General features: G+C 72.5%; 17 protein-coding genes. 10 read left to right on the plus strand and 7 right to left on the minus strand.

The window, feature by feature from the left end:
* Positions 1-22 precede the first annotated feature (22 nt).
* Complete coding sequence (locus HYV93_17515; protein ID MBI2527768.1) at positions 23-346, minus strand: NIPSNAP family protein; 324 nt, start codon at positions 344-346, stop codon at positions 23-25.
* 90 nt (positions 347-436) lie between these two features.
* Between HYV93_17515 and HYV93_17520 the strand changes: the two genes are divergently transcribed.
* Positions 437-2131, plus strand: a complete 1695-nt coding sequence (locus HYV93_17520) for a thiamine pyrophosphate-requiring protein (protein MBI2527769.1) — start codon at positions 437-439, stop codon at positions 2129-2131.
* 5 nt (positions 2132-2136) lie between these two features.
* Here the strand turns inward: HYV93_17520 and HYV93_17525 are convergent, their stop codons facing one another.
* From HYV93_17525 to HYV93_17535, 3 genes are read right to left on the minus strand one after another with little or no spacing between them, the layout of a single operon-like run.
* Positions 2137-3264 (minus strand): hypothetical protein, encoded by a 1128-nt coding sequence (locus HYV93_17525; protein MBI2527770.1) that lies wholly within the window; start codon positions 3262-3264, stop codon positions 2137-2139.
* Between the two features lie 23 nt (positions 3265-3287).
* On the minus strand, positions 3288-4001 hold the full coding sequence (locus HYV93_17530; GenBank protein ID MBI2527771.1) for an endonuclease/exonuclease/phosphatase family protein: 714 nt from the start codon (positions 3999-4001) through the stop codon (positions 3288-3290).
* Positions 4002-4010: 9 nt separating this feature from the next.
* A complete protein-coding gene (locus HYV93_17535; protein MBI2527772.1) occupies positions 4011-5666 on the minus strand; it encodes an alkaline phosphatase family protein in 1656 nt (551 codons plus the stop codon).
* Positions 5667-5739: 73 nt separating this feature from the next.
* On the opposite strand from HYV93_17535, the gene HYV93_17540 reads away from it, so the two are divergent.
* The 6 genes from HYV93_17540 to HYV93_17565 all read left to right on the plus strand — a co-directional run bounded on the left by HYV93_17540 (position 5740) and on the right by HYV93_17565 (position 11033).
* Positions 5740-8001, plus strand: a complete 2262-nt coding sequence (locus HYV93_17540) for an acyl-CoA dehydrogenase family protein (protein ID MBI2527773.1) — start codon at positions 5740-5742, stop codon at positions 7999-8001.
* Positions 7998-8480, plus strand: coding sequence for a MaoC family dehydratase (locus HYV93_17545; GenBank protein MBI2527774.1), 483 nt, complete (start codon positions 7998-8000; stop codon positions 8478-8480). The genes HYV93_17540 and HYV93_17545 overlap by 4 nt, the downstream gene beginning before the upstream one ends.
* A 1-nt stretch (position 8481) precedes the next feature.
* Positions 8482-9678: a CoA transferase gene (locus HYV93_17550; GenBank protein ID MBI2527775.1), complete on the plus strand. Its 1197-nt coding sequence runs from the start codon at positions 8482-8484 to the stop codon at positions 9676-9678.
* A complete protein-coding gene (locus tag HYV93_17555; protein MBI2527776.1) occupies positions 9675-10001 on the plus strand; it encodes an ATP-dependent Clp protease adaptor ClpS in 327 nt (108 codons plus the stop codon). The genes HYV93_17550 and HYV93_17555 overlap by 4 nt, the downstream gene beginning before the upstream one ends.
* 247 nt (positions 10002-10248) lie before the next feature.
* A complete protein-coding gene (locus tag HYV93_17560; GenBank protein MBI2527777.1) occupies positions 10249-10434 on the plus strand; it encodes a hypothetical protein in 186 nt (61 codons plus the stop codon).
* Between the two features lie 14 nt (positions 10435-10448).
* Positions 10449-11033 (plus strand): hypothetical protein, encoded by a 585-nt coding sequence (locus tag HYV93_17565; protein ID MBI2527778.1) that lies wholly within the window; start codon positions 10449-10451, stop codon positions 11031-11033.
* Positions 11034-11119: 86 nt separating this feature from the next.
* Here the strand turns inward: HYV93_17565 and HYV93_17570 are convergent, their stop codons facing one another.
* Positions 11120-12667, minus strand: a complete 1548-nt coding sequence (locus HYV93_17570; GenBank protein ID MBI2527779.1) for an altronate dehydratase — start codon at positions 12665-12667, stop codon at positions 11120-11122.
* A gap of 593 nt (positions 12668-13260) precedes the next feature.
* Between HYV93_17570 and HYV93_17575 the strand changes: the two genes are divergently transcribed.
* Both HYV93_17575 and HYV93_17580 read left to right on the plus strand, forming a co-directional pair.
* A complete protein-coding gene (locus tag HYV93_17575) occupies positions 13261-13989 on the plus strand; it encodes a hypothetical protein (protein MBI2527780.1) in 729 nt (242 codons plus the stop codon).
* Positions 13990-14128: 139 nt separating this feature from the next.
* Entirely contained in the window at positions 14129-16411 is a 2283-nt protein-coding gene (locus HYV93_17580) for a xanthine dehydrogenase family protein molybdopterin-binding subunit (GenBank protein ID MBI2527781.1), read from the plus strand.
* Positions 16412-16558: 147 nt separating this feature from the next.
* On the opposite strand, the gene HYV93_17585 is transcribed toward HYV93_17580, so the two are convergent.
* Positions 16559-17278 carry a phosphatase PAP2 family protein gene (locus tag HYV93_17585; GenBank protein ID MBI2527782.1) on the minus strand — a complete coding sequence of 240 codons (720 nt, stop codon included), beginning with the start codon at positions 17276-17278 and terminating at the stop codon, positions 16559-16561.
* A 57-nt stretch (positions 17279-17335) separates the two neighbouring features.
* Between HYV93_17585 and HYV93_17590 the strand changes: the two genes are divergently transcribed.
* The gene (locus tag HYV93_17590) at positions 17336-18319 is read left to right on the plus strand and encodes a flippase-like domain-containing protein (GenBank protein ID MBI2527783.1); all 984 of its coding nucleotides are present in this window, start codon (positions 17336-17338) and stop codon (positions 18317-18319) included.
* Here the strand turns inward: HYV93_17590 and HYV93_17595 are convergent.
* The gene (locus tag HYV93_17595; protein MBI2527784.1) at positions 18201-19271 is read right to left on the minus strand and encodes a hypothetical protein; all 1071 of its coding nucleotides are present in this window, start codon (positions 19269-19271) and stop codon (positions 18201-18203) included. The two genes, HYV93_17590 and HYV93_17595, sit on opposite strands and share 119 nt — an antisense overlap.
* Positions 19272-19382: the final 111 nt, after the last annotated feature.

Below are 19382 nucleotides of genomic sequence, written 5' to 3' on the forward strand. Positions count from 1 at the left end.
CCCGGCAGGCACGCGGTCCGGCCTACTGCAGCGGAGAGAAGGCGGTGGGGCGCCAGATCTTGTTCACGACCCGCTCCACGAGCGGCCCGGCGGCCTCGCTCGCCTTCTTCGCGGCCTGCCACTCCGGATCCCGCATGAACGCGCTCCACGCGCGCTGGCGGTGGGCGAGGTCGTCGTACGCGCAGATGTAGACCAGCTCGTTCGACTCGCCGATCACGGTCTCCCAGAAACCGACCACCGTGATCCCGTGCCTCTTGAAGAGGCCCATGGTCACCTCCGCGAAGCGGCGCTGGATGTCGGGCATCCGGCCCGGGACGACGTAGTAGGCGCGGTATTCGTAGATCATGTCGTTCTCCTCTTGCCAGGGTCGACAGCTGGCGAGCCGCCCAATGATACCGCAGGCGCCTTGCAACCGTTTCCCGGTCTCTGCTAGGCTCTGACGCGACCCCCACAGCCCGATGCCCACCCTGCCCCCCCAACGAGGAGGCCACGCGTGAAGGCCGCCGCAGCCGTCGCCGAGATCCTCAAGCGTGAGGGCGTCAGCTTCCTGATCGGCTATCCCGTCAACCCGATCATCGAAGCCGCCGCCGAGGCTGACATCCGCACGATCATCGTGCGCCAGGAGCGGACGGGGCTGCACATGGCCGATGCCGTGAGCCGCGTGACCTCGGGCCGGCGCATCGGCGTCTTCGCCATGCAGCACGGCCCGGGCGTGGAGAACTCGTTCGGTGGCGTCGCCCAGGCCTATGGCGACTCGGTGCCCATCGTGGTGCTGCCGGGGGGCCACCCGCGCCGGCTCACCAACATCCCGCCGAACTTCAACGCGTTCCTCAACTTCCAGCACGTCACCAAGTGGTGCGAGCAGGTGGTGGTGGCCGAGGCCGTCCCGGACGCCCTGCGTCGGGCCTTCACCCAGGTGAGGAACGGCCGGCCCCGCCCGGTGCTGGTGGAGTTCCCCATCGACCTCCTCCGCGAGGAGGTGGCCGAGCCCGTGGACTACCGGCCGGCGCCGCGCCTGCGGACGGCGCCCGATCCGCGTGATGTCGCCGAGGCGGCGCGAGTGCTCGTGGCGGCGCAGCGGCCGGTCCTCTACGCGGGCCAGGGGGTGCACTACGCCGAGGCCTGGGCGGCGCTGCGCGAGCTGGCCGAGCTGCTCGAGGCGCCGGTGACGACGAGCCTCGAGGGCAAGAGCGCCTTCCCCGAGAGCCACGCGCTGTCGCTGGGCTCGGGCGGGCGCTCGCTCCCCGAGCCCGTGCACGTCTTCCTGCAGCAGGCCGACCTGATCTTCGGCGTGGGCTGTTCCTTCTCCACGACCAACTACGGCGTGACGATGCCCCCGGGCAAGGTCATCGTCCACGCAACGCTGGACCCCGCCGACCTCAACAAGGACCTGCGCGCCGACCACGCGCTCATCGGGGACGCGCGACTCGTCCTCGAAGCCCTGGTGGCCGAGGTGCGCGAGCGGCTCGGCGGCGCGCCGCGCGGTCGCGGCGCCGCCGTGGCGGCGGAGATCAAGGCGGTCAAGACCCGGTGGCTCGACCGATGGATGCCGCGGCTCACCGCGAGCGCCACGCCGCTCTCCCCCTACCGCGTCATCTGGGACCTGCTCCACACGGTGGATGTGGAGCGCACCATCATCACCCACGACGCGGGGAGCCCCCGCGACCAGATCTCGCCCTTCTGGGAGGCGACGGCGCCCCTCGGCTACATCGGCTGGGGCAAGACCACGCAGCTCGGCTACGGGCTCGGGCTGGCCATGGGCGCCAAGCTCGCCCGGCCGGAGGCGCTCTGCGTCAACGTCTGGGGGGACGCCGCCATCGGCTTCACCGGCATGGACTTCGAGACGGCGGTGCGGGAGCGCATTCCCATCCTCTCCGTGCTCCTCAACAACTTCTCCATGGCCATCGAGCTCAAGGTGATGAAGACGGCCACGGAGAAGTACCGGAGCACCGACATCAGCGGCAACTACGCCGACATGGCGCGCGCCTTCGGCGGCCACGGCGAGCGCGTCACCGAGCCGGGCGAGATCGTCCCCGCCCTCAGGCGCGCGATCCGCCGGACGCAGGAGGGCACCCCCGCGCTGGTGGAGTTCATCACGGAAAAGGCGGTGGACTTCTCCATCTTCCCCTGACGCTCTCAGTCCTCCGTGGGGGCCGTGTAGGCGCGCCAGGCGTGGAGCGTCCACGCCCCGAGCCCCGCCAGCAGCGCCAGCGCCAGCACTGCGTTGCCCGCCACGGGGAGGAAGCGGATCAGCGCGAGCGCGACCACGGCGCCTGCCAGCGAGGCAATGCGCCATCCGGCCGACAGCTCCGGCCCGCGACGGAGCAGGCGCGCCCCCAGATCGCCGAGGAAGAAGCCGAAGGTCAGGATGCCCAGCAGCAGGGCCAGAGCCAGGAAGGCGACGAGCGCCAGGCCCAGCGGCAGCCCCACCACGCTGGTCAGCAGGAACGCCACCGCCAGCACCGTGCAGCCCAGCACGCCCACGCCCGCGCCCAGGCTCTTCCAGGGCTCGCGTCCCACGGTGCGCGCGGCCGACACCGTGAAGTCGGGGAAGAGCAGGAAGAGGCCCACGCCCGCAGCCAGCAGGTTCACGACGAAGACCACGCGCGTCACGGCGGCCAGCACCGTGGCCACCCGTCCCGCGCGGTCCAGGAACTCCGGCTGGCGGTGGAGCACGGCGCCCCGGATGCGGGCGCGCGGATCGATCCGCGCCTCCTGCCCGCTCCAGTAGGTGAGGCGGCCCTCGATCTGCGCCGTGGGCTCGATCTCGATGTCGCGGCCGGCCAGCAACACGTTCCCCCGGATCGCGCCCGAGATGCGGATGCGAGCCGCGGCCGCCCGCAGCTCGCCGCCCAGCCGCCCAGCGATGTCGAGGCGGCGGCCGGCCAGCCAGGCCGGCCCGCCGACCTGCGTCCCCGCGCTCACCCGCACCACCTCGCCGGCGACGATGAGGGCGTCCCGGATCACGGCGTCCACGGTCACCAGCCGGCCCGCCACCCGCACGTCGTCGCCCATCCGCCCGCGCAGGGCGACGGCACCACCCGCGGCGAAGAGGTCGCTCTGGACTCGCCCGTCCACGACCACGGCCCGGCCGGCGGCGAGGACATCCCCCCGCATCTCACCGCTCAGCTCCACGCGATCGCCCGCGAGGTAGAGATCCCCGTCGAAGACGCCCCTCTTGACGAGGCTCCAGCCGGCCTCCTGCGCCAGGAGCGGCTGGCTCGTCGCCAGGCAGAGCAGCGTGGCCAGGGCCAGGGGCCTCACGTGGCCTCGGGAAGGGGGAATGGTCAGGGCGCGCGGCGCCGGGAGGCGACCAGCCCGAGCCGCGCCACCACGGGCAGATGGTCCGAGGCGACCCGCGCGAGCCGGCTTCCGTGCACGTGGAAGCGCTCGCCCTGCAGCTGGCGGTCCCAGTAGATGCGGTCCAGCGCGAAGAGCGGCAGCGGGGACGGGTGGGTGCGCCGCGTGCGCGGTCCGTGCAGCTCCCGCCGGAGTGCCCGCCCCACGGCCCCGGGGAACCACTCGTTCAGGTCGCCCACCACCACCCGCGAGCCCGTCACCCCGTCTCGGAGGATATGGGCCCGGACAAGGAGGTCCACCTGCTCGGCGCGCTCCCTACGGCTCAGGCCGAAGTGGACGTTGAAGAGATGCAGAAGCTGCCCCGCCACCGAGACGTCCACGCGCAGGCCCCCGCGCGGCTCGCGCCGGTGGCGCGTCAGGTCGAAGGTGTGGGCCGACCGCACTGCGAAGCGCGTGAGGATGGCATTGCCGTACGGCCCCTCGGCCCGCTCCGTGGTGACGCCCATGTGGAAGTGCAGGCCCAGCCGCCCGGCCAGTGCCTCGGCCTGGGCCGCGTAGATCTCCTGCACCCCGACCAGGTCCGCCTCGATCTCCTCGAGCACGGCGGCGATCCGCATGAGGTCCACCCGGCGGTCGAGGCCGCGCGCCTTGTGGATGTTGTACGAGGCGATCGTGATGGGGTGCTTGACCGGGAATGACATCGGTCTGGGCTATGGCCTCGCAGATCCCGTGGCGGGCTCGCCGTAGGCGGCGAAGTGCGGGTAGAGCTGCACGGGGTGGGTCAGCGGCGGGGCCGGCAGCGCCACCGACGGGGGGTGGAAGATGAAGGCCTGCAGCTCCGCCGCGGATGGGCCCGCGTGAGCGCCGCGCTCGTCGAGGAAGGAGACGTCTCCGACAGCGGCCCCGATGCCGTACAGCACCAGGTCCCCCGCGCTCGGCATGTCCATCAACTCCCGCAGTCCCCTCACCACGACCTCCCGATCCTCTCGATCAGCGAACGGCTCTCCGCTGGAGGCCGCGTCGAGGACGCCCCGCTCGCCTCGATACCAGCATACAGGTCCCACGGCGGAGCGGGCAAGCACGAGGCCGATGCCCGGATGGCGCGACAGCGCTGCCGCCGCGCCCGGGTGCCGTCGCTCGATCTCCTCCGCGGCGAGGGGCTCGTCGGAGTCGGTGAAGTACACGAAGGCGTTGGGTCCGGCCGCCACCACGTGGACGCCGGAACGGCGGTCCGACCCGTCATGCAGGCGCACCCACCGGGCGAAGTCGCGCTCGAGGTACGCGAGGAAACGCTGCAGGAGGCCGTGGGAGCGCGCCCGCCGATAGGTGGCGAGCTGGGCTCGGAGCCGCGCCGGGTCCGGCGCGGGGCCGCGCCCCGCCGCCCCCCTGCGCTCCCCCAGGACGGCGAGCACGACCTCCCGGATCGAGGCGCCACCCGACACGCGCGTGAAGGGGCGCGTGGCCGCCTGCCCGTGATCCGACAGCACGCAGAGATCGTACCGCGACTCGGGGAGCCGCCGGCAGATGCGCGCGAGCTGGACGATGGAGCGGTCCACGCGGCGCAGGGCCCTGACCGCCAGCGGGTGTGCGGGCCCGAAGGCGTGAGCGAAGACGTCGTACTCGAGGTAGTTGACGTAGACGGCGGGGGCGCCACGGTAGAGATCGGCGGACGCCGCCAGCGTGAACAGCTCCCGGGCCCAGACGGAGAGCCCGATCTTGATGAGGAGCCAGCGGAGCGCCCGGGGCCCGCGCCCCACCGGGTCCGCCACCAGACGCAGGCCCGCGCGCGTCAGCTCCACCGCGGTGAGCGCACAGCACTTGAGCACGATCCAGCCGAGCAGCAGCGTGGAGAGCGGCACGCGGAGGATCGCGAGCCCTGCCCGCGTTGGGCGGAGGAGCTTCGCCATGGTCCACAGGCTGTCCTCGGCACCGCCCGTGAACATGCACCCGTAGCAGGCCCCGCCCTGCATGATCCCGCGGCGCCCGCGCGCGTGGCGCTCCTCCACCAGGTCCGCGACGCTCGGGCGCGGGAAGTACACGTCCTGGCGCTCCCGCCTGTCGTACCAGTGGAAGCCCGGGATGTCCGGGCGCACGCCGTACATGAGCGCAGCCTGGAAGGCGGGGGTGGACGAGGGCAGTCCCACGGAGAGCGGCCGCATCCTGAGCCGCCCCGCGGCCACGAGCCGCGCGAGCCCGGGCATCCCGCGCTCCGCCATGGCATGGTCGAGCACCGCGCGCGAGAGGCCGTCGATCTGGACGATGAGGAAGCGGCGGGGGCGCCCGTCGGGCGAGTGGCGCAGCCGGGCCCACCGGGCGAGCCGGTCCATCGCCCCCTGCGCGCTCAGGATCACGGCGTCGAGAGCCATCGCCTTGCAATCTTAGCGCGGCTTCTGCTAGGCTGACGCCACTGATCCCCCAGTCCCTCCGGCGAGGTCTTTCGTGAGCCACGCTCTCCCCGCAGAGACGCATCCGATCGTCGCCATCGTCCGCCGCTTCGTCGAGGCGGAGGTGCTGCCCGTCGCCTCGGCGCTGGAGCATGCCGACGCCTATCCCCACGCCCTCGTGGCGCGCATGAAGGCGCTGGGGCTCTTCGGCGCCCTCATCCCCGAGGCCCACGGCGGCCTCGGGCTCAGCGTGAGCGCCTACGCTCGGATCATCGAGGAGCTCTGCCGCGGCTTCATGTCGCTGGCCGGCGTCATCAACAGCCACACCATGGCGGCGCTCATCGTGCTCCACCACGGCACCGACGAGCAGCGGCGGCGCTTCCTCCCGCGCTTCGCCCGCGGCGAGGCGCGGGGCGGCCTCTGCCTCACCGAGCCCCACGCGGGCTCCGACGTGCAGGCCATCCGCACCGTCGCGCGGCGCGCCGGCGACTGCTACCTCCTCACGGGGACCAAGATGTTCGTGACCAACGGCCGCGAGGGCAACACGTTCGCGCTGCTGGCCCGCACCGACACGGCCACGGACCCTCCGCACCGGGGCATGTCGTGCTTCATCGTCGAGAAGGGGCATCCGGGGCTGCAGGTGGTGAAGTCCATCGCCAAGCTGGGCTACAAGGGCGTGGACACGGCCGAGCTGTCCCTCGACGGCTTCGCCGTCCCGGCGGCCAACCTCGTCGGCGGAGTCGAGGGGCGCGGCTTCAAGCACGTCATGTCGGGGCTCGAGACCGGACGGATCAACATCGCCGCCCGCGCCGTGGGCGTCGCCCAGGCGGGGCTGGACGAGGCGCGCGACGCGCTCCGCGCGCGCCCGGAGGGCACGGAGGCCCTGCCCGCCTTGGCCGACATGGCCATCCGCGTGGAGGCCTCGCGCCTCCTCACCTACTGGGCCGCCGGCATGAAGGACCGGAACGAGCGCTGCGACCTGGAGGCCGGCATGGCCAAGCTCCATGCCTCCGAGGCGGCCCAGGAGGTCGCCGTCGGCGCCATGCGGGTGATGGGGCCCTCGAGCCAGCGCCTCGACGGGACCATCGAGCGCCTCTACCGGGACACGCCGCTCATGCTCATCGGCGAGGGCGCCAACGAGATCCAGCGCCTCCTCATCGCCCGCCAGCTCCTGGAGCGCTACGGCGAGCGGTTCGGGGCGCTGACCTCCCGCGAGGGCGAGCCCGACGAGCGCCGGGAGATCGTGCTCGCCGTCCGCCGCTTCGTCGAGAAGGACGTGGTCCCCGTGACCCAGGAACACGATCTGGCCGGCCGCTACCCCGCGGGGCTCGTCGAGCAGCTCGCCGAGCTGGGCGTCCTCGGCGCCGTGGTGCCGCCGGAGCACGGCGGGCTCGGCCTCGATCCCCTGACGGCGGTCATGATCATCGAGGAGGTGGCACGCGGCTGGGGGATGCTCGGCACCCTGCTGGCAGGCCACCTCGCCGCCACGTGGGCCGTCGCGCACCACGCCCGCCCGGAGGAGCACCGGCGGCTGCTCCCGCCCATGACGCGGGCCGACTTCCTCGGCGCGCCCGCCGTCGCCGGCCCGGTCGCGGCACGGCCGGCGGGGAGCGACTGGCGCCTCGCGGGCACGGTGCCCGCCGTCGAGAACGCCGCACGCGCGCGGCTCCTCGTGGTCTGCGCCGCCGTGGACGGGGCCGGGGCCGGCGCCTTTCTCGTGGACCGGGGGGCGCCGGGCGTCGCGCTCGGCGCCCCGCTCGAGACCCTCGGCATGCGGGGGCTGGGCGCCGCCGACATCCGCCTCGAGGAGGTGCTCGTGCCAGCTTCCCGGCGACTCGGCGCGGACGATCGGCAGTCGGCGGAGGCGGTGGCGGCGCTGGAGACGCTGGCACGGTTGGGAGGGGCCGCGACGGCGGTGGGCATCGCCCAGGCGGCCTTCGAGGCCGCCCTGCGCTACTCCCAGCAGCGCTCGACCTTCGGCAAACCCATCTGCCAGCACCAGGCGATCCAGCTCAAGCTCGCCGACATGGCCACGCGCACCACCGCCGCACGGCTCCTCACGTACCGGGCCGCCCGGCTCCTCGCCGGCGGCGCGGGCGCCGGCCTCGCCGCCGACATGGCGCGGCTCGAGGCCGCCGAGACGGCCTACCAGGTGAGCCTCGAGTCCATGCGCACCCACGGTGGCTACGGCTACACGAAGGAGTTCCCCGTGGAGCGCCACTATCGCGACGCCGCCGCGCTGCTGGCCGGGGACGCGAGCACGGGAGCCGCGCGCCGGTCCATCGGCGGCCGCCTCCTGCAGGAGGGAACGGCGTGAGCTACGGACGCTACTACGAGGAGTTCGAGGTGGGCCAGCACTTCCAGCACTGGCCGGGCCGGACCATCTCCGAAGCCGACTGCACGTGGTTCGCGCTCCTCACCATGAACCAGCACCCGCTGCACTCGGACGCCCACTACGCGGGCACCCACACCCAGCACAAGCAGCGCGTGGTGCTGGGCCCGCTCGTCTTCAGCGTGGTGATCGGCATGAGCGTGGCGGACATCTCGGGCCGGGCCATCGCCAATCTCGAAGTGGACCGGCTGCGCCACGAGCAGCCCACCTTCATCGGTGACACGCTCTACGCCCGGAGCACGGTGGTCGAGAAGCGCGAGGCGAGCCAGGGCGACCGTGGCATCGTCACCGTCGAGACCGTCGGGAGCAACCAGCGCGGCGACACCGTCTGCTCCTACGTGCGCAAGGTCCTCGTGCCGAAGCGGAACCACCCGACGCTGGGCGAGGGCCGGCTCCCCTACTGACATGGCGAGAGCGCCGCTCGACGGAGTCCGCATCCTGGCCGTCTCGCAATTCGGCGCCGGCCCCTTCGGGACCACCGTGCTGGCCGACCTCGGAGCCGAGGTGATCAAGATCGAGGACCCGGGGGTGGGCGGCGACGTCTCCCGCTATGTGCCCCCGTACACGGCCGACCGGGACTCGCTCTACTTCCAGTCCTTCAACCGGGGCAAGAAGTCGCTGACGCTCAACCTCCGGCACCCGGATGGCCAGGCCGTCCTCCACGACCTCGTGCGGGTGTCGGATGCCCTGTTCAACAACGTCCGGGGCGACCAGCCGAAGGCGCTGGGCCTCACCTACGCCCAGCTCAAGGACGTGAACCCGCGCATCGTCTGCTGCTCGCTGTCGGGCTTCGGGTCGACGGGGCCGCAGGCGGCGGAGCCGGCCTACGACTACCTGATCCAGGGGCAGGCCGGCTGGATGGCCATCACGGGCGAGCCCGACGGCCCGCCCGGCAAGTGCGGCGTCTCGGTCATCGACTTCTCGGGCGGCTACGCGGCCATGCTGGGGCTCATGGTGGCGCTGTACGACGCCCAGCGCTCGGGCGTGGGACGGGACGTGGACGTCTCGCTCCTCGACACCGCGGTGAGCATGCTCTCCTACTTCGCCGCCTGGACGCTCAACCGCGACTGGGAGCCGGCCCGCGTGCCGCAGTCGGGACACCAGACCCTGGTCCCGGCCCAGAACTTCCGGACGGCCGACGGCTGGATCGTCGTCTTCTGCGCCAAGGAGAAGTTCTGGCTGAGCCTCGTGAGGCTCCTGGGCCTGCCCGAGCTCGCCGGCGACCCGCGCTTCGCCTCCTTCCCGGACCGGCTTGCCCACAAGGCGGCGCTCCTGCCCATCCTCGAGCGGCGCTTCGCCACGAAGCCAACGGGCCAGTGGCTCGGGCTCCTGCGCGGACATGTCCCCTGTGCGCCCGTGAACAGCGTCCGCGAGGCGCTCCAGGACGAGCAGGTGCTCGCGCGGGAGATGATCCTCGAGATCGACCACCCCGTCTTCGGACGGATGCGCCAGGTGGCGAGCCCCATCAAGACCGCGGGGGCGATCACCGCCCCCGCGCCGGCCCCGCGGTTCGGTGAGCACACCGACACCCTGCTCCAGGACGTCCTCGGCTATGGGGCGGGGACCATCCAGAGCCTCAGAGCCAAGGGCGTGATCGCGTGACCGCAGACGGTCGCTCGCGCTCGACGGCGCGACTCGGGAGCCCCGTCGAGGCCCCCGAGTCCCGGGAGATCAGCCGGACCCGGACTGCCGTGGCGCCGCCCTGGATGACCATCCTGCACAACTGCGACTGCCACACCTTCGAGGACGTCGTGCGTCAGCTCATGAAGGCGATCGCCTGCTCGGAGGAGCGCGGCTGGGAGCTGGCGCGAGAGGTCGACAGTTCGGGCAAGGCTGTCGTGAAGGTCGGGCCTGAGGCCGAGTGCGTCCGGGTTGGCAACATCCTGGCCTCCATCGGCCTCGTCGTCACCGTCGTTCAATCCTGAGTATCGGGCCTGCTCAACGTAGCATCAGGGCCTGCGCAAGCCCTGCGCAGGGCGGCGCCCCACCCTCGACTCGTAGCTCTCATTGTTGTCGCCGGCAGGTTCCGAATTTTGGCGCTCGGGCGCCTTCTCGACCGGTCTCTCCGGTTCCGGGGCCGCGCAAGTCCGCGTCGCGGCGGCACCGTGACGGGTGGCACTGCAATTGCTGCCCCATCACCCCGTTGGTCAACTCGCCGGAGAGGAGCCAGGGATGAGCCGACTCGGCAGGATGTGGCGGGAGGGGTACGGAGCAGGCACAGGGGCGGAGCCGCCCTGGTATCGCCGCTCCGATCTCTGGCTGATGGCAGCGGCAGCCGTGGTCCCCTTCGGGTGGCTCCTTCCGCTCTGCCGGCTGGCGCTGGCGCGCGCGACCGTGCGCCGGCCCCCGCGCTTCTGACCGGGCGGGAGGCCGTGAGTCCCGGAGGCCACCTCGTCACCACCGCGCTCGCCTGCGGCGCGGTCCATGCCCTCACCGGCTCGGCCGCCCTGACCGCAGGGCTCGCGGCCGGGGGCTTCCTGATCGACGTGGACCACGTCGCGGACTATGTCCTCGTCGAGGGTCGCCGCGATCTCCGCCCCTCGGCCTTCCTCGAGTATTACCTGGGGGGCGAGGCCAGGCGCGTGGTCCTGGCGCTGCATTCCTATGAGCTGTTGGCGGTGCTGGCGCTTCTCGCGTGGGTCACCAACTCGGAGCTGGCCTGGGGCTATGTCCTCGGCATGCTGCTCCACTTGCCGCTGGACATCATGTTCAACGGCAAGCTCGTCTCGAGGAGCCTCGTGCCCTTCTACAGCCTCGCCTATCGCTGGCGCGCGGAGTTCCTCGCCCCGCGGCTGGTGGGCGGGCTTGCGATCGTACCGGGCTCGAACAGGTTCTGGGAAGCCTTCTTCCAGGGCGCGGTGGCGAGGGAGGCCGCCCGGGGGGCGACCGCGCCCGAGCCGCTCCCCTCGCTGCCGCGCAACAGGGCTACCCTGCCCCTCGAGGAGTCCCTCACGTAGGGCACGGCTCGGCTCGCCCCCCTCGCTCCGCTCGGGGTTCCCCCCCATCTTCGCTCGCCTCACCGTGAGGCACGCCTCGGCTCGCACTACATTACCGGCCCTATGAGCCAGGCGGCGAATTCTTCCTCGCCCACGCCTGACAGCTCGCTCTTCGTTCGCTTGCCTGAGGCCACGGCGATCATCTCCTCGAAGATCTGCCGCCCCACATCATGCAGCGGCGTGCCCTCGAGGATCACCCCGCAGTTGATGTCCATGTCCTCTTCCATGTGGCGGTACACGAGCGAGTTGGTCGCCAGCTTGATGGAGGGCACGGGCTTGCAGCCGAACACCGAGCCGCGCCCGGTGGTGAAGCAGATGAGGTTGCAGCCCCCCGCCACGAGCCCGGTGATCGAGACGGGATCGTGGCCCGGTGTGTCCATGAAGACGAAGCCACGGGTCGTGATGGGCTCGCCGTAGAGGAAAACATCCATCATGGGCATGGTCCCGCCCTTGCTGACGCCGCCCAGCGACTTCTCGAACACCGTCGTGAGCCCGCCCGACTTGTTGCCGGGGGTGGGGTTATTGTCCATGGCCTCGATGCCCCGGCAGTACCATTCCCACCACTTGTAGCGGTCGAGGAGCTTCTTGGCGACGGCCTCGCTGACGGCGCGCCGGATCAGGAGGTGCTCGGCGCCGTAGATCTCGGGCGTCTCGGCCAGCACTCCCGTGCCGCCGTACCGCACCAGCTCGTCCACGGCCCATCCCAGTGCCGGGTTGGCGGTGATGCCGGAGTTGCCGTCGGAGCCACCACAGTTGGTGGCGAGCACCAGCTCCGAGATGGGTTGCCTCGTCCGGCGCGCCTCGTTGGCCCGGGGCAGCAGCGCCCGGACGGCCGCCGCCGCCGCGTCCACGGTCTTGCGGATGCCGCCCGCCTCCTGGATGTTGACGATGAAGGGGCGGCGCTCGGGATGGCCCGGCACCGCCATGCGCTGCCTGTCCACCATGACCGCGGCCTGATTCACCTCGCAGCCGAGCCCCACCAGGATGTAGGCGGCCACGTTGGGATGCTTGGCGTGGCCGCCCAGCACCCGCTGCAGCGCCAGGTGATCCTCGCCGAAGAGCCCGGTGCCGCAGCCCGACTTGTGCGTGATGGCGATGACCCCGTCGATGTTCGGGTAGTCGCGCCCCACGTCGCGGAAGCGGTCCTTCACGAACTGGCTCACGCTGGCCGAGCAGTTGACACCAGAGATGATGGCCACGTAGTTGCGCGTGCCGACCCGCCCGTCCTCCCGCCTGTAGCCGTCGAAGTGGCGGATCTGCCCGGGCGGGTAGTGCTCGACGGGCCTGACGTCCACCCCCACCGCGTAGCGGTCGGCCGAGAGCTCCCCGATGCCGAGGTTGTGCGTATGGACGTGATCGCCCGGAACGATGCCGGCCGTGGCGAAGCCGATGATCTGGCCGTAGCGGCGCACCTCCTCACCCGCGCGGCGGGCGCGGCGCGCCACCTTGTGCCCCGGGCGGATATCCTGGCGGACCTCGAGGCGCCCGTCCGCATCCTCCAGGATCGTGCCCGCCCGGATCTCCTTCTTCGCGATGGCCACGTCGTCCTCGGGCCTGAGAACGATGGCCACATCCGTGATCCCGCAAGTCGCCATGAGTGCCTCCCGCGTCCGTGGATTTCGGCCGAGTCTATCCCCGCCCTCGCCCGCTGACAAGGCGGGGCCCCCGGTCGCTGCGCTCCCGGCGCGGGCGCCGTGTGCTATCCTCGGCGCGGAGTCTGCTCCATGCCGCCGCGCGCGCTCGCCGCCTGCCTCCTCGCCGCGGCTCTCGCCTGGACGAACCCCGCCCGGGCCGAGACGCCCGATCTCCGCTGCGGCCAGGAACCGGGCAACCGCTTCTCCTGGGTCGAGTGGGCCTTCTGCGACCTCGAGGCCCATGGCCCCGAGAAGGCGCGGGGCATCGTCATCTGGAACCACGGCATCTCGGGGACCACCGAGGCGTACCGGGCCCCCGCGGCGCTGGCGCTGCGTCTCCTGCACGGCCGCGGCTGGGACGCGATCAGGATCAACCGCCACAACCTGGGCGAGGCGGGGGACGAGGCTGGGCGCGCGCGGTCGCTTGACCGCGCGGTGGAGCGCACGGCCGGGGAGATCCGCGCACAGCGCGCGCGCGGCTACCGCCGCGTCGCCCTCGCTACATCACCCTCGAGAGCGCCGCGGCGCAGCGCGAGCTGTTCGCGGCCGTCGCCATGGCCCCCGGCATCACCACGACGGGCGCTGGCGCGGACCGGATCGACCCGAGCATCACCGACCGGCTCCTCCAGGCGAGCCGGGCGGAGCGGGTGGCCGTGGTCTTCCCGCAGGGCGACGCGCTCTTCGGTCACCTGATCCGCGGCCGCGGCGCGCTCAGGGCCCTCGACAGACGAGCGGGCCCGTACCTCGTGATCGACGAGACGGCGCCCGGCATCGCCGGGCATGGCGGCGCGACGGGCGGCCGCTTCGCGCTGCGCTACGGCCTCTGCCTGGCCGAGTTCCTGTCCGCCGAGTCCTTGCCCCCGGGCCGCTTCTCCTGCCCCGACGGGCAGGAGTGGGCGGCGGCGCGCGAGCTGCTGCTGCGGCCGTGGCCCGCAGGGGCGCGGCTCCTGCGCGATGGCAGCCAGCTCCCCCCCGATGTCACCGCCCTGGCCGGCCTCTGGTACGGCCTCATGGGCGAGTCGGTGATCGTCGTCGGCCTCCTCGAGCCCCGCGGCGCGAGCGCGCGCGTCCTGTACCGCGCCGCCACACCGCGCGTGAGCGGCAGGGCCTATGCGGGGCGGGTCGAGGGGGGAGAGCTCCGCGCCCGGCTGGGCTCGGCCCCCGCGGCCAGCATCGCCGTCAGGCCCGCTGCCGACGGCGCCGGCGCCGAGCTCGTCTGGACCTCGGCCGACGGGGGGCGCACACTCCACGCGACCCTCACCCGCGCGGGGCCGGTGGAGTAGCGGCGCGCCGGCCGGCGGAGCGGCGGGGCGCGGCGGCCGTCGGCTGCCGTGATACCATGCCCTGCGGTCGGCACTCCGCAGGCCCCGGCTGCCCCGGCTCCGGCCTGCCGCCACTTCCGCCCCGGAGGAGAGGAACGCCATGCCCGTCCAGCACGTCGGCCGCCCGCTCAAGCGGCTCGAGGACCCGAGGCTCATTACCGGCCGCGACCCCTATGTCAATGATGTGCGGCTGGATGGCGCACTCTCCGTGGCCTTCGTCCGGAGCCCCCACGCGCATGCGCTGATCCGGAGCATCGACACGCGGGCCGCCCGCGCGCTGCCCGGCGTGGCGGCGGTGCTCACGGGAGCGGACGTCAACCCCGAGATCGGCGTCATCCACACGCCGCTGCCGCCCGAGACCTTCGACTTCCTGAGCCGGCAGGGCCACACGGTGCTGGCCGAGGGGCGCGTCCGCTATGTCGGCGAGCCCGTGGCCGTGGTGGCCGCAGAGAGCGCCGAGGCCGCGGCCGACGCGGCGGAGGCCGTGGTGGTCGACTACGAGCCGCTCCCCGCCGTGTGGGACTCCGAGCAGGCGCTCGAGCCCGGCGCCCCCCTGCTCTACCCCGAGACCGGCTCCAACATCGCCATGCGCTTCAAGCGGGAGCAGGGCGACGTGGACGGCGCCTTCGCGCGCGCCGCGGTGGTCATCGACGCGAGGATGGCGAGCCAGCGCGTCATCCCCTTCGCCATGGAGCCCCGGGCCTGCAGCGCCGTGTGGGATGAAGGGGCGAAGAAGCTCACCGTCTGGGGCGACACCCAGACCCCCCATCGCATGCGCGATCAGCTCGCCGAGCGGCTCCACCTCGAGCCCGCCCGGATCCACCTCATGACGGGGCGCGTGGGCGGCGGCTTCGGCGCCAAGGTCCCCGTCTACCAGGAGGACACCCTCGTGCCCCTGCTGGCACGACGCCTCCAGCGCCCGGTGCGGTGGAGCGCGGCGCGCCGCGAGGACGTCCTGGCGACGGGCCACGGCCGCGACATGCGCATCCAGCTGCGCCTGGCCGCCGATGCCAGCGGCCGCATCCTGGCGCTGGACGCGAGGATCACGGGCAACGTGGGCTCCTGTCTCTACCACGTGGGCGTGCTGCTCCCGCTGCTCTGTGGGCAGATGATCACCGGCTGCTACGATATCCAGACGGCGCGGATCGAGGTCGTCTGCCCCTTCACCAACACCATGGGCACGGTGCCGTATCGCGGCGCGGGGCGCCCCGAGGCGGCCTACTTCATCGAGCGCGCCATCCAGATGCTCGCCGGGCACCTCGGCCTCGACCCGGCCGAGGTGCGCCGGCGTAACTTCATCCCCGCCAGTCGCTTCCCCTACACCACCGTGCTCGGCAATGTCTACGACAGCGGCGACTACGCCCGCACGCTGGAGCACGCCCTCCGGACGGCGGGCTACGAGCGGCTCCGCCACGAGCAGGAGGCCGCGCGCCGCCAGGGCCGGCTCGTCGGCATCGGCACCGCCTCCTACGTGGAGATCTGCGGCTTCGAGGACGAGGAGGTGTCCGACGTGGTCGTGGCCGACGACGGGCGCGTCACCGTGCTCACGGGCTCGGCCTCCCATGGCCAGGGGCACGAGACCGCCTTCGCCCAGCTCGTGGCCGACGAGCTCCAGATCCCCTATGACCTGGTGACCGTGATCCACGGCGACACCGAGAAGGTCAGGAACGGCGTCGGCACCTTCGGCAGCCGCTCGGCGGCGCGCGGCGGGCTTCATGCCCGGGCCAATGCGGTGAAGGTGCGCGAGCAGGCCAAGCGTGTCGCCGCCGACCTCCTCGAGGCCGCCGTCCCCGATCTGGTCCACGGCGACGGCCACTTCTCGGTGCGCGGCGCCCCTCACCGCGCGGTGACGTGGCAGCAGGTGGCCGCGGCCGCCAGGGGCACGCTCACCTCCTGCTCCGACATCAAGGGCAACGGCACGATCTTTCCCTTCGGCTCCCACGTGGCCGTGGTCGAGGTGGACCGGGAGACGGGCAAGGTCACGATCCTGCGCTACCTCTCGGTGGACGACGCCGGCTTCCTCATCAACCCGCTCCTCGTCCAGGGCCAGGTGCATGGAGGCCTCGCCCAGGGCATAGGCCAGGCGCTCTGGGAGGAGGCCGTCCACGACGACTCGGGCCAGCTCCTGACCGCGACGCTGATGGACTATGCGCTCCCCAAGAGCAACGACCTCCCCTCCTTCGAGAACGACCACACGCGCACCGACTCCCCGCTCACCGATCTCGGCGTCAAGGGCATCGGCGAGGCCGCCACCATCGGTTCTACCCCCGCCATCGCCAACGCCGTGATGGACGCCCTGGCGCCGCTGGGCGTCACCCACGTGGACCTGCCCCTCACCCCGCAGAAGCTCTGGGCGGCCATCCAGGCGGCCGGCCCGCGGTAGAAGTCGGTGGGTCTCCCCGGCATCGCGTGATCGAGACGGGCGCGCCCGCCCGCCGGGACGGAAACGTCCCGGCCTCTCAGGGGCCGGGACATCGGCCTGATCGACGGGCGACTGCAGACGTGGGTCCGCTGAACCTCCAGACCTACGTCAGGCTCTGCCCATCGCTCCGTCCCCCGTCCCCCTCGACGTGGCGACCTCCGTGAGTGCAGCGGAGACGGCGGCGACGGTTGCCACAGCGGCCGTGCGCCGGCGCGCCAGCGATTCCACGACCCAGATCACGAGCAGGAGGTAACCGAGCCCGAGGGCGAAGCCGCCCGCCAGGTCCGAGACCCAGTGGGCCTCGAGGTGGAGCCGGCTCCAGGCCACCGCGAACAGCGTGGCCCCGGAGAGGCCCCCGCCGAGCCATCGCCAGCGCCACCGGGCCCCGGACGCGCACAGGAGATACGAGAGCAGGCCGAGGAGGACGACCAGGCTCAGCACGTGCCCACTGGGGAACCCCCACGGCTCGAGATTGGGGCGAGGCCGATGCACGGCCCACTTCGCGAAGAGCTGGAGCGCGCCGGTCCCGAGCATGACCACGGGAAGGCCGAGCGCCCAACGCGGCTGGACGCGCCAGAGGAGCAGCGAGCCCAGGAGGATGAGTGGGATCAGCCCGACCCCGTTCCCGAGCAGCGAGACCGCCGCCATCGGACCATCCAGCCACGAGTGCCGGAGAGGATGGACGAGGGCCCGGGTCGTGTGGTCGAGCGCGAACATCTGCTGCCTGAGGGCGATGGCGGCCAGGACCACGAAACCCAGGAGGGACGCCGTCGCGGCTCCCAGCAGGGCGACTCCCGTCGATGAGGCCTCTGGCTGCCGCGGCTCCACGACCCGTATTATCCCATAGCTGTCACCTGGCACACGCCTTGCTACCCTGGAAGGGCCGTGAGAGTCGTCCGGGGAGCGCTCCTGCTCGCCGGGACTTCCATCCTGGCGGTCCTCGTCACCCAGGTCGGCATCGCGGCCATCGGCGCCGCGCTGGCCCGCGTGGCCTGGTGGCAGCTCCTCCTCGTCTGCCTCCCCTACGCCCTCAGCACAGCGGTCGACACGCTCGGCTGGCGCTTCACGTTCACCGAGGCTCGCCCGCCCTTCTTCTGGCTACTCGCGGCCCGGGTCGCGGGCGAAGCCGTCAACGTCGTGTCGGCCCTCGCCTCGGTCGGCGGGGAGGCGGTCAAGGTCTGGCTGCTCCGGCCCCACGTCCCCTACGAGGCGAGCGTGCCGGCGGTGATCATCGCCAAGACGACGGTGACGATCGCCCAGGCGCTTCTCCTGCTGCTCGGGATTGCCGTCGCCTGGACGGTGGTGGGGATCGACTCTCAGGTCCTGGGCGCCATGATCTGGCTGCTCGCCGTGGAGGTCGTGGCCGTCGGGGGCTTCGTCCTGTCCCAGGTGTGCGGGCTCCTCGCCAGGAGCGGGCGGCTGCTCCGCTGGTCCGGCCTGATCGCGGACCCCTCCTCCGCCGAGCGGGTCGACGCCACGCTGCGGACCTTCTACCGGCGCCAGTGGCTCCCGCTCGTCCTGTCGGTCGGGTGCCACTTCGCCGGCTGGCTGATCGGCGTGCTGGAAGCCGCGGTCATCCTCCACGTGCTCCAGGTGCCGGTGTCCTTCGCCACCACGACCGTCATCGAGGCCCTCGGCTCCGGCGTGCGGTTCGCCACCTTCCTGGTGCCCGCCAGCCTCGGCGCGTACGAGGGCGCCAACGCGGCCGCCTTCGGGGCGCTGGGCCTCGGGGCGGGCACCGGAATCGCCTTCAGTCTCCTGCGGCGAACCCGACAGGCGGTCTGGATCGGCGTCGGCGCGCTCGTGATCGTCCTGGCGCGGACCGGCGCGGCCCGCCCTCGGGAGGGCCGGACGGCGCTGCCGCAGTGAGCGCCTCCAGGGACGCCCCCGGCAGCCCGGCGTCCGCCGCCATGAGCACGCTGAGCTCGGCCTCCGCCGCTTCCCGGCGCGCCTCCAGACGCTCGAGGCTCCCCGGGGGCACGAGCGTCGGGAGCACCCCCTCCAGGATGCGGATCTCCTCCGGGCTCCGGCCGTTGACGCTCACCCGCACGAGACGGCCGCGGTGGAGCCCCACCTCTTCCCAGCGGCCGGGGAGCCGGAACATCAACCTGAGCAGCCGAGCGAAGAGGCGCGCCGTGGTCATGCGCGGGATCACGCACACGTCCAGGAGGCCGTCGACGGGCGAGGCTGCAGGGGTCAGGCTCAGGAAGCCCCGGTAGGTCTCCACGTTCGCAACCGTGACGAGGGCGGCCTCGTCCGCCACGACGCGGCCGTCGACCTCGACGTGGATGGTGTCGAGAACACCGTCGGCAAACCACCGGGCCGCTGTGCGGTAATAGGCGAGCTGGCGCAGGTATCGCTGCCGGGGGTATCGACGGCCGCGTTCGACGGCGTGCTGGATCCTCGTGAGCGGGCCGTAACTCTCGTGACAGAGGGAGAGCCCGCTCCTGGCAACGCCCACATCAAGCCCCAGCAGCTCCCCCCGCTGGAGCAGGTCGACCACGGCCTCCGGATCCCGCGGGTGCTCGAACGCGCTCGCGAACAGGTTCCCGAACCCTGAAGGGACCGGAACGAAGGGAAGCGACAGCCGCACGGCAGCAGCGGCGGCGGCGCTGAACGTCGAGTCGCCGCCGACCGCGACGAGATGCGAGAAGGTGCGCTTGCACGTCCCGGCCCACCGGGCGAGGCTGCCCAGATCGCGGAAGATCTGGACGCGCGCAACGTATCCTCGGACCCGGAGCGCCTGCTGCACACGCCTTGCCGACGACAGGGCGAGGCCGCTGCCGGAACCCGGGGTCACGATGATCTGAATCATCGTCATTCGTCGCGGCGCTCGCCCTCGCCGGACCGGACGGGGTGGCGCTCGCCGCGCCGGCTGCCGGCCGGCGACCGTGCGCTCACCCACGGCGTCCACCCGCTGGCGGGTCGCCCT

The organism is Candidatus Rokuibacteriota bacterium (assembly GCA_016188005.1).
Taxonomy (GTDB): Bacteria; Methylomirabilota; Methylomirabilia; order Rokubacteriales; family CSP1-6; genus UBA12499.